This window comes from Cloacibacterium normanense (genome assembly GCF_003860565.1).
Lineage (GTDB): Bacteria > Bacteroidota > Bacteroidia > Flavobacteriales > Weeksellaceae > Cloacibacterium > Cloacibacterium normanense.
The window spans coordinates 996,987-1,010,796 of record NZ_CP034157.1 but is presented as its reverse complement, the minus strand read 5'-3'; the positions used below and the strand labels follow the sequence as shown (position 1 = coordinate 1,010,796).

The 13,810-nt window shown below is 32.2% G+C and carries 11 protein-coding genes; 3 read left to right on the top strand and 8 right to left on the bottom strand.

Annotated elements, in window-relative coordinates:
* Nucleotides 1–72 precede the first annotated feature (72 nt).
* From lpdA to recQ, 3 genes are all read right to left on the bottom strand, one after another.
* Nucleotides 73–1,476, bottom strand: coding sequence for a dihydrolipoyl dehydrogenase (gene lpdA, locus EB819_RS04625; protein WP_069798455.1), 1,404 nt, complete (start codon nucleotides 1,474–1,476; stop codon nucleotides 73–75).
* A gap of 213 nt (nucleotides 1,477–1,689) precedes the next feature.
* Nucleotides 1,690–2,772, bottom strand: coding sequence for a glycosyltransferase (locus EB819_RS04620; RefSeq protein ID WP_069798453.1), 1,083 nt, complete (start codon nucleotides 2,770–2,772; stop codon nucleotides 1,690–1,692).
* A gap of 89 nt (nucleotides 2,773–2,861) precedes the next feature.
* On the bottom strand, nucleotides 2,862–5,063 hold the full coding sequence (recQ, locus tag EB819_RS04615) for a DNA helicase RecQ (protein ID WP_069798451.1): 2,202 nt from the start codon (nucleotides 5,061–5,063) through the stop codon (nucleotides 2,862–2,864).
* A 134-nt stretch (nucleotides 5,064–5,197) separates the two neighbouring features.
* On the opposite strand from recQ, the gene EB819_RS04610 reads away from it, so the two are divergent.
* The 3 genes from EB819_RS04610 to EB819_RS04600 all read left to right on the top strand — a co-directional run bounded on the left by EB819_RS04610 (nucleotide 5,198) and on the right by EB819_RS04600 (nucleotide 8,472).
* Nucleotides 5,198–6,157 carry a KpsF/GutQ family sugar-phosphate isomerase gene (locus EB819_RS04610; protein WP_069798449.1) on the top strand — a complete coding sequence of 320 codons (960 nt, stop codon included), beginning with the start codon at nucleotides 5,198–5,200 and terminating at the stop codon, nucleotides 6,155–6,157.
* 115 nt (nucleotides 6,158–6,272) lie between these two features.
* Nucleotides 6,273–7,103: a twin-arginine translocase subunit TatC gene (tatC, locus tag EB819_RS04605; protein ID WP_069798447.1), complete on the top strand. Its 831-nt coding sequence runs from the start codon at nucleotides 6,273–6,275 to the stop codon at nucleotides 7,101–7,103.
* Between the two features lie 16 nt (nucleotides 7,104–7,119).
* Nucleotides 7,120–8,472: an MATE family efflux transporter gene (locus tag EB819_RS04600; RefSeq protein ID WP_069798445.1), complete on the top strand. Its 1,353-nt coding sequence runs from the start codon at nucleotides 7,120–7,122 to the stop codon at nucleotides 8,470–8,472.
* Nucleotides 8,473–8,522: 50 nt separating this feature from the next.
* Here EB819_RS04600 and EB819_RS04595 read toward each other — a convergent pair whose 3' ends face one another.
* The 5 genes from EB819_RS04595 to EB819_RS04575 form a co-directional block, all read right to left on the bottom strand.
* Nucleotides 8,523–9,023 carry a hypothetical protein gene (locus EB819_RS04595; protein WP_069798443.1) on the bottom strand — a complete coding sequence of 167 codons (501 nt, stop codon included), beginning with the start codon at nucleotides 9,021–9,023 and terminating at the stop codon, nucleotides 8,523–8,525.
* 100 nt (nucleotides 9,024–9,123) lie between these two features.
* Nucleotides 9,124–11,262, bottom strand: coding sequence for a TonB-dependent receptor plug domain-containing protein (locus EB819_RS04590; protein ID WP_069798523.1), 2,139 nt, complete (start codon nucleotides 11,260–11,262; stop codon nucleotides 9,124–9,126).
* Between the two features lie 396 nt (nucleotides 11,263–11,658).
* Entirely contained in the window at nucleotides 11,659–12,471 is an 813-nt protein-coding gene (gene kdsA / locus EB819_RS04585) for a 3-deoxy-8-phosphooctulonate synthase (RefSeq protein WP_069798441.1), read from the bottom strand.
* A gap of 7 nt (nucleotides 12,472–12,478) precedes the next feature.
* Nucleotides 12,479–12,958 (bottom strand): PH domain-containing protein, encoded by a 480-nt coding sequence (locus EB819_RS04580; RefSeq protein ID WP_069798439.1) that lies wholly within the window; start codon nucleotides 12,956–12,958, stop codon nucleotides 12,479–12,481.
* Nucleotides 12,959–13,027: 69 nt separating this feature from the next.
* Entirely contained in the window at nucleotides 13,028–13,807 is a 780-nt protein-coding gene (locus EB819_RS04575; RefSeq protein ID WP_069798437.1) for a zinc ribbon domain-containing protein, read from the bottom strand.
* Nucleotides 13,808–13,810: the final 3 nt, after the last annotated feature.

Here is a 13,810-nt window from a genome sequence, read left to right as displayed (position 1 = left end):
CAAATAAAAAAGAGAAGCCGAAACTTCTCTTTTATCTTTAATTATTTAATTTTTAAATTTTTCAATCAAAAATTACATGTGAATCGCACGTTTTCCTGTAGCGTCTAATGCAGCTTCTTTAATCGCTTCTGCATAAGTAGGATGTGCATGAGACATTCTAGAAATATCTTCTGCACTAGCACGGAATTCCATAGCAGTTACAGCTTCTGCAATTAAGTCTGCAGCTCTTGCACCAATCATGTGAACACCTAAAACTTCGTCTGTTTTTTCATCAGCCAAAATTTTAATTAATCCGTCAACATCTCCAGAAGCACGGCTTCTTCCTAAAGCTCTCATTGGGAAAGAACCTACTTTATAAGCTGCTCCTTCTTCTTTTAATTGCTCTTCGGTCTTACCCACTCCTGCAACTTCTGGCCAAGTGTAAACAACTCCTGGAATTAAGTTATAATTGATGTGTGGTTTTTGACCTGCTAAAGTTTCAGCTACGAAAACGCCTTCTTCTTCCGCTTTGTGAGCCAACATAGCTCCTTTTACTACGTCACCGATTGCATAAATATTGGCAACATTAGTTTGTAAATGGTCGTTTACTTTTACTCTTCCTCTTTCGTCTAGTTCTACTCCAGCTTTTTCTAAGCCAAGACCTTCTGTGTAAGGTTTTCTACCTACAGAAACTAAAACATAATCTCCTTCTACACTTACTTCTTCTCCTTTTTTGTCTTTCGCTGTAATTTTTACAGAATCTCCGTTTCTTTCTACAGATTGAACTCCAGTTGAAAGCATGAATTTCATACCTTGTTTTTTAAGAACTTTAGTCAATTCTTTAGACAAAGCGCCATCCATTGTGGGAATAATTTTGTCCATATATTCTACAACGGTTACCTGAGAACCTAATCTCAAATAAACAGAGCCTAATTCTAGACCAATAACACCACCACCGATTACTACCAAATGTTTTGGAATTTCTTTTAAATTCAACGCTTCCGTAGAAGTGATAATTCTTTCTTTATCTATAGTGATGAAAGGCAAAGTAGATGGTTTAGAACCTGTAGCAACAATTGCATATTTGGTTTCTAAAATTTCAGAAGAACCATCATTTTTCGTTACTTTTACTTGAGTAGCAGATTCGAAACTACCCAAACCTTCAAAAACAGTTACTTTATTTTTGTCCATCAAGAAATTAATTCCTTTGGTAGTTTGATCTACTACTTCGTTTTTACGAGCCACCATTCTTGCCAAATCAGCTTGAGGTTCGTTGATAATAATTCCGTGATTTGCAAAATTATGTTTTGCATTTTCGAAATGTTCTGAGCTGTCTAAAAGTGCTTTTGACGGAATACAACCTACATTTAAGCAAGTTCCTCCCAAAGTAGAATATTTCTCGATAAGAGCAGTTTTGAAACCTAATTGTGCGCATCTTAATGCAGCTACGTAACCTCCAGGTCCAGAACCAATTACAGTAACATCAAATTGTGACATTTTATATTATTTTTTATTAAAACTTAATTTTTGCTAAAATACGGAATTTTTCTCTCACAGATTGCACAGATTTTACAAATTTGAATTGATAAAAAAAAATGATATGATTTTTAAATTAATACTTAATTTTTTTTCAAATTGATTTTATTTCTATTAGATGCACAGATTTATAAGATTTTAAACATTCGTTAAATTTTTCTGTGAAAATCTGTGTTATCTGTGAGAAACAATACTTTCAAAAGCCTCAAAATATTTCTCTAAAATCATTTCTTTAGAAAATCTAGATTGTATTGAATTTTTAATCGCTTCCGAATCGTGATTTTCGTTCAAAATTTCTAGAATTTTTGTTGCAAATTCTTCATGATTTTCTATATCTGAAATTTCTCCGTTGATTTTCGGTTGAATAATTTCATTAATTCCACCTTTGCAATTGTTGGCTAAAGCATACGTTCCGCATGCTCCTGCTTCTAGCAAAACATTCGGAAATCCTTCATATCTGGAACTTAACACAAATAAATCTGCAAACTTTAAGAACGGATAAGGATTTTTTTGAACTCCATGAAAAATCACGTTTTCTAAACCTAAATCTTGCTTCAATAGATAAAGCAATTCTTTGTCTTTACCGTCTCCTAAAATATGTAATATAATATTATTATCTTTCAGATTATTAAATACTTTCAATAAATTATCAAAACCTTTTCTTGAAGACAAATTTCCAATGGCGACAATATTTTTATAACCTTCTCGATAGCTTTCAGGCTTCGTAGCATTTTCTAATTTTTCTTCTATAAAACTGAAATCTACAGGATTGTTGATTTTAATGATTTTTTCTTTTTTAATCTTAAAATTTTCTACCAAATCATTCATCATATCATCACTCTGACAAATGATTTTTTGATAGTTATTATAAAATTTATAAAAAAATCTGATTTCTCTTCTGGTAACATGTTGAGAAACGACATTGGTTTCTCTGGCTATGAATTTAATTTTAGGAAAAAGTTTAATAAATAATGATAAATAAGCATTTACTTCCCCAAAACCACTGAAAACGATGTCTGGTTTTCTTTTTTTAATTTGTTGTAAAATCGGTTTTAGAGAATTTCTAATTCTTGGTGTTTTGATGTCGATAATTTCTACATCATTTTGTAAAAAATCTAAATACAAACCTTCCTTTCTCAACAATAAAATGCTCAGAGAGAATTTTTCTCTAGGCAAATGATTGGCAATGGTCGTCACAATACGTTCTGCACCACCTGCATTAAGATCTGGAAGGATAAAAAGGATAGATTTTTTCATAAATTATTTTCCCACAGATTTCACAAATTTTCACAGAAATTAATCTGTGTTTTCTGTGTAATCTGTGGGAATTAGATATTTTTCAATTATTAATTTGCTACATCAGAAATAAACTTAATTCGAAGCATTCTCACTTCTTCATCAGACAAATCATCGCCAAATTCTGATAAAATAACTTTCATAGAATCACTTTCAGATTCTTTCATAAAATCCATAAAATCATCTACAATATCTTCGTCAAAATTTTCTTCTATGTAATAATCTATATTGAGTTTAGTCCCTTGATAAACAATAGATTCCATTTCAGAAAGCAAATCATCCATGCTCAGATGTTTCGCTTTGGCAATGTCTTCTAAATCTATTTTTTTGTCGGTATTTTGGATGATAAAAACCTTATGAGAAGACTTATTGGCAACTGTTTTTAGTACCATGTCTTGAGTTCTCTCAATGTTGTTATCTTCTACATATTTCGCGATGAATTCTGCAAATTCTTTTCCGTATTTTTTAGCTTTTCCTTCACCAACTCCGTAAACTTTTGCAATTTCGTCTACCGTAATTGGATATTGTACAGTCATATCTTCTAAACTAGGATCCATAAAAACCGTATAAGGAGGAATGCCATGTTTTTTGGCTACTTTTTTTCTCAATTCTTTTAACTGAGCGAAAAGATTTTGGTCAAGACCACCTCCAGCTTGTACTTGAACTTGCTCTGCATCTGCTATCGCTGCCAAATCATATTCTCTATCTTCGGCAATCATAAATTCTGGAGTTTCTTTTCCAGAAAGGAAATTTTTAGCTTTCTCAGAAAGTTTCAGAACGCCGTAAGTTTCTATATCTTTAGTCAAATAACCTTGTACAGTAGCTTGTCTGATGATGGATTTCCAATAATTGTCATTTTCAGATTTCCCAATCCCGAAATGTTTAGAATTCTCTAATTTGTAAGCTTTGGTAGTGGCAGATTCTTTTCCCGAAATAATCGAAATTAAATCTTTAGTTCTGAATTTTTCTTCCAAATCTTTTACGATTTCCAAGACTTTTTTCAAATCTTTAGAAGCATCTTTCAGTTTTGGTGGGTTTACAGAATTATCATCCATTTTAGCACCATCACCATTGATTGGGTCAAATTCTTCTCCGAAATAATAGAGTAAATATTGTCTTCTGCTCATAGAAGTTTCGGCATAACCTACTACTTCATTCAAAAGTTGAAGTCCGATTTCACGTTCAGAAACTGGTTTTTGAGCTAAGAATTTTTCTAATTTTTCAATGTCTTTTGGATCATAAAAAGCAAGGCAATGACCTTCTCCTCCATCTCTACCAGCTCTACCTGTTTCTTGATAATAACTTTCTAGCGATTTTGGAATATCATAATGAATGACAAATCTTACATCTGGCTTGTCAATTCCCATTCCGAAAGCAATGGTAGCAACAATTACATCTGCTTCTTCCATCAAGAATTTATCTTGATTAGCTACTCTGGTTTTTTGGTCAAGACCAGCGTGATATGGCAATGCATTGATTCCATTTACCTGCAATAACTGAGAGAATTCCTCTACTTTTCTTCGGCTGAGACAATAAACAATTCCTGATTTGCCTTTGTGTTGATTGATAAATTTTACGATTTCTCTGTCTACATTTACTTTAGGACGAATTTCGTAGTAAAGATTAGGTCTATTAAAACTATCTTTAAAAACCAATGCATTGTTCATTCCTAGAGTTTTCTGAATATCATCCTGAACTTTTGGTGTAGCAGTTGCAGTCAATGCAATTACAGGAACTTTTGCAATTTTATCAATAATTAATTTGAGATTTCTGTATTCTGGTCGGAAATCATGTCCCCATTCCGAAATACAGTGCGCTTCGTCTATCGCCACGAAAGAAATTTTTATTTCTTTTAAAAAATTAAGGTACTCTTCTTTTACTAAACTTTCTGGAGCTACATAGAGCAACTTGGTTTTGCCGCTTTTGATGTCATCAAAAACTTGTTTTGTTTGGGTTTTATTGAGAGAAGAATTCAGGACATGACCTACTCCTTCCTCGGCAGAGATACCATTAATGGCATCTACTTGGTTTTTCATTAAAGCAATCAGCGGAGAAACTACAATAGCAGTTCCTTCTGAAAGAAGTGCAGGAAGTTGATAACACAACGATTTACCACCGCCAGTTGGCATTAATACGAAAACATCATTACCACTCAATAAGGTGGAAATAATTTCTTCTTGTCTTCCTTTAAAAGTAGAAAATCCGAAATATTTTTTTAGTGCACTTGTTAAATCTTCATGTTTAGTCTTCATCTGTTCAAGTAAGTTTTACTAAATTTGCATCTTACCAAAGATAAAACTTTTTAATGAGATTTGAAAATTTTTAAAAATTTAAAAAATCTTAATTTTTGTCTTCTTAAAAATAAATAAATCTAAGAAATTGTATTTTGGAAAAAATAGACATTATTAGCCTCGCCAAAAACGCTATTGCAGTAGAAGTTACTGAGCTAGAATCGCTTAAAAATAGAATTGATGAACAGTTCGAAAAAGCGGTAAACATCATCAATAATTCTACAGGAAAACTGATTGTAGTAGGCATCGGTAAATCTGCACACGTAGGAAATAAAATTGTAGCAACTTTAAATTCTACAGGAACTCCTTCTCAGTTTTTACACGCTGCAGAAGCAATTCACGGAGATTTAGGCGTAATTCAGAAAAATGATGTGGTGCTTTGCATCTCTAACTCTGGAAATTCGCCAGAAGTAGTGTATTTATTGCCATTTTTAAAAGATTATTCTTCGGCATTCATCGGGATGACAGGAAATTTAAAATCTAAATTGGCAGAAGCTTCTGATGTGGTTTTAGATTCTTCGGTAAAAGTGGAAGCTTGCCCTAATAAATTAGCGCCCACAAGTTCTACTACGGTTCAAATGGCAATTGGTGATGCTTTAGCAGTTTGTTTAATGGAACTGAATAATTTCAAAGACCAAGATTTTGCAAAGTTTCACCCAGGTGGAAGTTTAGGAAAAAACTTAACGGCAAGAGTAGAACAATTCGTTTCTGAACAGAGACCTTTAGTTGAAGTAAATTCTAGTATAAAAGATGTAATTTTTTCAATTTCAAGTTCTAAGCATGGAATAACGGTGGTAACAGACCAAGAAAAAATAGTTGGTGTAATTACCGATGGAGATTTAAGAAGAATGCTTCTAAAAACTGAAAATCTTACCGGAATTTTAGCAAAAGATTTAATGTCTGCAAACCCAAAAACGGTTGACAAAAATGCACTTGCAAAAGAAGCGATGACTGTTTTGAAACAAAACAATATCGGTCAATTGATTGTAACTGATAATGGAAATTATTTCGGAATTATCGATTTACATAGATTGTTAGATGAAGGGATTAATTAGAAGAAACAATAATCAAGAGCCAAGAATCAAGAAAAAAAACATTTCTTATAAGAAAGAATTAGACTGTAAGTTTAAATAATAAAAAATAAAATCCGAAAATTCGGAACTTAAATATATGGCAGAAGAAAAAGAAATGTCCTTTTTAGGGCACGTTGGTGAACTAAGAGCGCATCTTATTCGTTGTATTATCGCAATTATTATTGGAGCTCTAATTGTAGGTTTCAATATCAATTGGATAATGGATCATGTGTTTTTTGCACCTACCAAAAATGATTTTATTACTTTTAGAGTGATCAATCATTATTCTCAGGAATTTTTTGGCCACGAAAGTTTCGTTTTGCCAGATACATTTCAAGTTCAACAGAAAAAATTATTGCAACAATTTGATGTAATGATGTCTGTTTCTATTTTCGGAGGAATGGTTTTGGCACTTCCTTATATTATTTGGGAATTGTGGAGATTCATCAGTCCAGCACTTCATCCTAAAGAAAGAAAAAATTCTTCTTTTGTGATTAATTTTGTGTGGATTTTATTTCTAATAGGAGCTTTAGTTGGTTATTATCTTATCCTTCCATTAGCAATCAATTTTGGAATGTTGTTTACCATTTCAGATTCTATCACGCAATTATTTGACTTGTCAGATTACACTACTCTATTCCTGCAAGTGGTTTTAGGAATGGGATTGGTTTTCTTATTTCCAGTAGTCGTTTATTTTTTGACAACGATAGGAATTTTGACGCCTGTATTTTTAAAAACGTACAGAAGACACGCGATTGTAGTTATTATGGTAGTTGCCGCAATTGTAACTCCTGCAGATGTTTTCAGTATGTTGGCTGCAGCATTTCCGCTTTTAGTTTTGTATGAATTTAGTGTTTTGATGAGCATTTATGTTTACAAAAAAATTCAAAAAGCAGAACAAAAAGAATTGGCCAAAAGAAAGTCTTAACCATTAAAATTAACAAATGAAATTTCTCAATAAACAATTTACGCAAGAAACCTTAAAACTTGCGCTCCCAGTAATGCTTACACAAGTAGGGCAAGTTTCTGTAAACTTGTTTGATAATATTATTGTAGGGAAACTTCTTGGCGCAAAAGCATTGGCAGCAGTTTCTCTTGGAAACGCTATGTTTTTCTCTATTTTTATCTTTGGATTAGGTTTTTCATTGGCGATTCCACCATTAGTTTCCGAAGCACATTCTCAACATGATCACAACAGAATTAACAGCATTTTCCGACATGGATTTGTGGTAAATATCATTTTGGCTTTTGTTTTAATGCTTTTGATTTTTGGAATCATTCCACTTATGCCTTATTTGAATCAGCCAAAAGAAATTTTACCCGATACCATTACCTTTCTTTCCATCGTAACCTTAAGTATCATTCCATTTATGATTTTTCAAACGATGAGAGAAGTTTCAGAAGGACTTTCTTTTACAATTGGAGTAACCAAAGCCACGATTTTCGCGAATGTTATTAATGTTATCCTCAATTATGTTTTTATAGAACATTTTAAAATGGGAGTTGCTGGTTCAGCTTGGGCTACTTTTATTGCAAGAGTTGCCATGATGGTTTTCTTGTATTATGTTTTGATTAAAGAAGAAAAAACGAGAAGATACATCAAAGATTTTTCTCTGAAAATAAAGGATTTCACCAAAGAAATGTTCGAAAAACTAATCAGATTAGGCTTTCCTACTGCATTGCAATTGTTTTTTGAAGTAACGGCTTTTGCTGGTGCCGCTTTTATCTGCGGATTGATTTCTGCCAAAGACATTGCTGCACATCAAATTGCGCTATCTATGGCGAGTTTCACATTTAATCTTTGTGTAGGATTCAGTGTAGCTTCTACGGTAATGATTGGAAGAAAATTAGGCGAAAAAGACTTTATAAATCTAGAAAAAGTCGGTTTTAACAACTTAAAAATCGCTTTTATCTTTATGTTAATGTGCGGATTGGTTTTTATTCTTGGAAAAGATGTTTTACCAACATTTTTCACTAAAAAAGAAGACATTGCTGTAGTAGAATTGGCGTCTCAATTGATGATTATTGCTGCATTATTTCAATTATCAGACGGAATTCAGGTGACTGCACTTGGTTGTCTTAGAGGAATACAAGACGTGAAAATCCCTTCAATTCTTACCTTTATCGCTTATTGGGTCATCACCATTCCATTAGGTTATTATCTTACGGTTCCTATGAAGATGGGCGCTTTCGGAATGTGGATAGCTCTGGGAATTGGACTTACCATTTCTGCGGTGCTTTTGGTGATAAGATTTAGAAATCTTTCTGAGAAAAGAATTAAAGCTCAGTCCAACTAAAAATAAAAAAGTCTTGAAAAATTTCAAGACTTTTATTTTTTATAAAATTGTTAGAAAGTATATCTTAAACCGAAACTAAATCTTCCTGGTTCGAAACCTTTTTCTATTTGCATAGTATTATAAAAGCCTGGGTCTTCTTGGTAAAATCTTGGTCTCCAATCTGCAAAGAAACTAATAGGATAATCTACCAATTCAAATTCTGCTCCTGCAACTCCTACAATATTAAAGGCTTTAACTTTCGCAGGATGACCACCTGTAATATATGATGGACCAGCTCCTACATAAATTGCAAGTCCGTCTGTTTGTTCGCTTATAGTATAAACAAACTGAGGAATAACTTGTAAAGCTGTAAATCCACCTCCATAATTTCCAGAAAATTCTATGGCTACAAACTGAAAAGGTTGATATTTTATAGAAACTCCTACTAAAGACTCTCCTACACCTGTATCTACTTGTCCACCAATTGCCACATCATACAATTGTGCTTTGGCAACTTGAGTTCCCAAGAAAATAAAAGACAAAAGACTTAAAACTTTAACTATTCTTCTCATTTATTAATTTTTACAGTTTCAAAAGTAACAATATTTTTAAAAAATTCTGCAGTTTTTTTGATTTTCTTCTTTAAATAAAGTTCATCTTGAAGAAAATGAATTAAAATTTGAAATTTAATTTCACATTAAAAAACCTACCCGTTAATCTTACAGGAACTGGATAAATATAACTTGAATTAACATCAGTAATCCATTGATTAGCAATAGTATTATTAATATTGAAAGCATTAAAAATTTGTACACCTAATGATAATTCTTTGCATTTTCTCCAGAAATCACCCGTTGCTTTATTGTCTTTTTGGTCGATAAAAACTTTTTCTAAACCAATGTCTACTCGTTTATAAGAAGGTAAAGTTTTGGTGTATTCATAAGGGTCTGCAAATAATGAAGCTCCATTTGGTAAACCGCTTGCAAATAATAAAGTAAGATTAACTTTCATGCTTGGAAATTTCGGCATGTAATCCTGATAAAACATCGAAAATCTAAATCTTTGGTCAGTTGGTCTTGCAATATAGCCTCTTCCATCAATATTTTCTTTTGCTCTGGCATAACTTACAGAAATCCAAGAATCTACACCGGGAACAAATTCACCGAACAATCTGGTATCAACTCCATAAGCATAACCTTCGGAATTATTTTTTCCTGAATATCTAATCCTAACATTATCAATATAATACGGAATTAAATCATTCATTTTTTTGTAATACAATTCTGTGGTCAATTTAAATGGTCTGTCAACCATTTTGAACTCATAATCATTTGCTAAGATAAGTTGAATTGATTTTTGAGCTTTAATATTTTCATTAAATGTTCCGTCTAAATCTTTGATTTCTTTGTAATAAGGCGCTTGATAATAAACTCCTCCCGAAATTCTGAAAAGCATATCTGCATCCCAATCTGGTTTTATCGCAAATTGTGCTCTTGGTGAAATTAAAGTTTCTTTGTTAAAACTCCATTGTTGCGCTCTTACTCCACCATTAATGAAAACTCTGTTTTCTCCCCAAAATAATTTTTTGGAAAATTGTGCATACCCAGAAATTCTCGAAGGGTTGATTTCGTTATTTCCAGAAATATTGTATTTCAATTTTAAATCAGACGCGTCTAAAACTCCTGGATTCAAATAAGTTCTTGGTGTGCTGTATCCTAAAGAATCTACCAATTGCCATTCATTGGTAAGGTCTTTAAGCATTTCTTTCTCGAATTTTGCACCTACTTCTATATCTGTATTCGCATTTGGAGAAAATTTTACTCTTAATTGACTTCCATACGTTCTTGCTAATAAATCATTTCTTGCCTGATCTATTTGTCCTCCTGCATCATAACTAGAATTCGGGTCTCCAGTCACAGGATCAAAGGTTTGCAATAAATAACCTGAAGCAATGGTATAATATTCTCTTTCTCTGTTTTGGTAAGCAAAATTATCTAGCGTTACACTTAATTTTTTGCTTGGTTTATACGTGATAGAAGCAGTTCCCATCATGTTTTTATAAGAATCATCTTCTTTTCCTTCATAGCCTACCAATAATTTTATCGGCTGTTGTACGGTTCCAAAATCTACTTCCTTGTAATTTGGAATCATTTCATAGTCATTTTTTGACCAATATCCTAAAAATGAAACCGACCATTTATCATTGATGTAATAATTGATATACGATTGAAAATCAAAATATTGAGGATTAAAATCTGTATCTTCATTTAACGTATTCAGAACCAAATTGGTGTTTCTGTATCTTCCTGAGAATAAAGCAGATAATTTTTTATTCTTAGAAGCTAAACCTAGAGACAATCTTCCACCTATAAGACTTGCTTCGCCAGAAATTTCAGTTTTTGAAGGTTGTCTGTAATAAATATTAAGCGCAGAACTCATTTTATCACCATATTTCGCTTCGAAACCACCTGCAGAAAAGTTAATCATAGAAACCATATCTGGATTGATGATACTCATTCCTTCCTGTAGAGAATTTCTCACTAAAAATGGTCTGTAAATCTCAATATCATTGATGTAAATTAAATTTTCATCATAATTACCACCTCTCACCATGTATTGCGATGACAATTCTGCATTAGAATTTACCGAAGGTAAAGACTTAATCAAACCTTCTACACCACCAGAAAGCGAAGCTACAATCTGAGCTTGTTTTGCAGAAATTTCAAGAGAAGTTAGGTCAGTATTTTTTGGTTTTCCTTTTCCCCGGAAGGTAATCTCTTTAATTTCTTTGGTTTTAATGGAAAGTACCATCAAAACATTTAAGTTTTGGTATCTTAATTTAGGATTAATTTTCTTGGTAAAAGAAACATAAGATTCCTTTTCTGCCGTCAATATTTGTTCTGTTTCAGCTACAGGAATTTTAGCAAAACCTTGCGCATTGGTGGTAAAGTTTTGATTGTTATAAGTGACTTTTACATCAGCAACTGGACTTCCGTTATCGTCTAAAATTTTCAAATTAATTTGTGAAAAAATAAAGACTGGAAATGTAAGAACTAAGAATAATATGAGCTTTTTCAAAAGGTTATATTTTAAAGGATAAATTTATAAAATTTAATCAAATTGATAAAGAATTATTTCAATGGTAAATTTTAAGAATTTTTTGTGTTTTTCAAAAGAAAAAACCAAGCATTTTTGCTTGGTTCAATATTATAAGATTGCTTCTCTTACTCGAGTTAGTTTTCCTAATAAATCATCGAGCAAATCCAGTTTTAGCATATTCGCTCCGTCTGATTTTGCACAAGAAGGATCTGGATGTGTTTCAATGAAAATTCCGTCTGTTCCTACTGCAATTCCAGCTTTGGCAATGGTTTCTATCAATTCTGGTCTTCCTCCTGTTACTCCTGAATTTTGATTAGGCTGTTGAAGAGAGTGCGTAACGTCCAAAATCACTGGCGCATAATGTTGCATGGTAGGAATTCCTCTGAAATCTACTACCAAATCTGTATATCCGAAAGAATTTCCTCTCTCGATAATCGCTACTTTATCATTTCCTGAATCTAATACTTTTTGTACCGCAAATTTCATAGATTCTGGTGAAAGAAATTGTCCTTTTTTCAAAGTTACGGCTTTCCCAGTTTTTGCTGCAGCTACTACCAAGTCTGTCTGACGAACCAAAAACGCGGGAATTTGCAAAACATCTACTCCATAAGAAGCTGCGAGTTCTGCATGAGCGTTTTCGTGAATATCTGTAGTAGTAGGAATATTAAAATGCTCTCCTACTTTTTTGATAATTTCTAAAGCTTTTTCGTCACCAATTCCTGTGAAACTGTCTACTCTGCTTCTGTTGGCTTTTTTAAAACTTCCTTTAAAAATGTAAGGAATTTTATATTTATCTGAAAGATTAACAATTTTTTCGGCAATTTCAAATGCCATTTCTTCGCCTTCAATAGCGCAAGGGCCAGCAATTAAAAAGAAATTTTTAGAATCTTTGTGATGAATTTTATCAAGTAATTGTATCATTATAACTTTAAATTTTAGATTTTAGGTTTGTGATTTGTTGAATAAAATCTTCTGTATTTTCTGGTGAAAACATATAGATTTTCCCAGATTTCATGGTAATTTTTACTTTTTTATAAATATTGGTTACGTACCAAACATCATTGCCATTAAAATAGCCAAAATAACCAAAAACGCCTCCTGCTCCAAATGTTCTGATGTTTAATCCTAGTTTTTCTACTTTTTCAACATAAGAAATATCTTGAATTGAAATTTTAAAATTAACAAAAGCATTTTTTACATGGATTGCATTTTCACTCAAACTGATTTTGGGAATCATGAAATAAGTAAAAATAAAAGCTCCTGAGAGAATACTGCCCACCAAAATTATTGGGAATTTAGATTCTTCTGTTTCGAACATGAAAACCACCATTCCAATAGAGAAAAAAATGTATAAAATGGTGTAAAACAAAGTCCATTTATCCATTTTGGCATTCGCAAATTCTTTCATATCATCAGTTTTAGGCAAAAATAAAAAATTCCGCTCAAAAAGAACGGAATTTATATTGATTTAACATTTTTAGAATTTAATGATAGAAGCCATTTTTTCGTTCTCTTCCATTACCAACTCATCGTCTACCAAGATTTTACCAGAATGCTCATCGATGATAATTTTCTTACGCTGAGCGATTTCCATTTGTTTCTGTGGCGGAATGGTAAAGAATGAACCTTTTGGCGCACCTCTTTCTAGACCTACTACTGCTAATCCGTTTCCAGAATTATTTCTAATTCTTTTGTAAGAAGCTAATAGTCTTTCGTCTATTTTTTCTGCAAATTCTTTAGATTTTTCTAATAAATAATCTTCTTCTTTTTGAGTTTCAGAAATTAAAGCATCAAGTTCGTTTTTCTTGAAGTTTAAGTGATTTTCTAGCTCTCCGATTTTACCTTTCAACTCATCTAAAAGTTCATTTTTGTGAGCGATTTTTGCAGTAAATTCTTTGATTTTCTTTTCAGCCAACTGAACTTCTAAATCCTGAAATTCTATTTCTTTAGCAAGCGCTTCGAATTCTTTATTATTTCTTACGTTGTCTTGTTGAGATTTATATTTCTCCATCAAAGATTTAGAATGATTAATAACTTCTTTTTTGTTATTAATGTCATCATTTAAGTCTTTAATTTCGTTTTCGAATTTTTGTGCTCTCTTGTTAAGACCTTCGATTTCGATTTCTAAATCTTCTACCTCAATTGGTAATTCACCTCTTGTATTGCGGATTTCGTCTAATCTAGAGTCTATGATTTGTAAATCATAAAGGGCTCTTAATTTTTCTTCTACTGAAATTTCTACAGTTTTTTTTGCCATATC

Coding starts and splice junctions, on each gene's coding strand:
- EB819_RS04595 (WP_069798443.1), bottom strand. CDS start 9,023: ATGAGAAGAATAGTTAAAGTTTTAAGTCTTTTGTCTTTTATTTTCTTG.
- tatC (WP_069798447.1), top strand. CDS start 6,273: ATGGCAGAAGAAAAAGAAATGTCCTTTTTAGGGCACGTTGGTGAACTA.
- EB819_RS04575 (WP_069798437.1), bottom strand. CDS start 13,807: ATGGCAAAAAAAACTGTAGAAATTTCAGTAGAAGAAAAATTAAGAGCC.
- EB819_RS04600 (WP_069798445.1), top strand. CDS start 7,120: ATGAAATTTCTCAATAAACAATTTACGCAAGAAACCTTAAAACTTGCG.
- kdsA (WP_069798441.1), bottom strand. CDS start 12,471: ATGATACAATTACTTGATAAAATTCATCACAAAGATTCTAAAAATTTC.
- EB819_RS04580 (WP_069798439.1), bottom strand. CDS start 12,958: ATGAAAGAATTTGCGAATGCCAAAATGGATAAATGGACTTTGTTTTAC.
- lpdA (WP_069798455.1), bottom strand. CDS start 1,476: ATGTCACAATTTGATGTTACTGTAATTGGTTCTGGACCTGGAGGTTAC.
- EB819_RS04620 (WP_069798453.1), bottom strand. CDS start 2,772: ATGAAAAAATCTATCCTTTTTATCCTTCCAGATCTTAATGCAGGTGGT.
- EB819_RS04590 (WP_069798523.1), bottom strand. CDS start 11,262: ATGGTACTTTCCATTAAAACCAAAGAAATTAAAGAGATTACCTTCCGG.
- recQ (WP_069798451.1), bottom strand. CDS start 5,063: ATGAAGACTAAACATGAAGATTTAACAAGTGCACTAAAAAAATATTTC.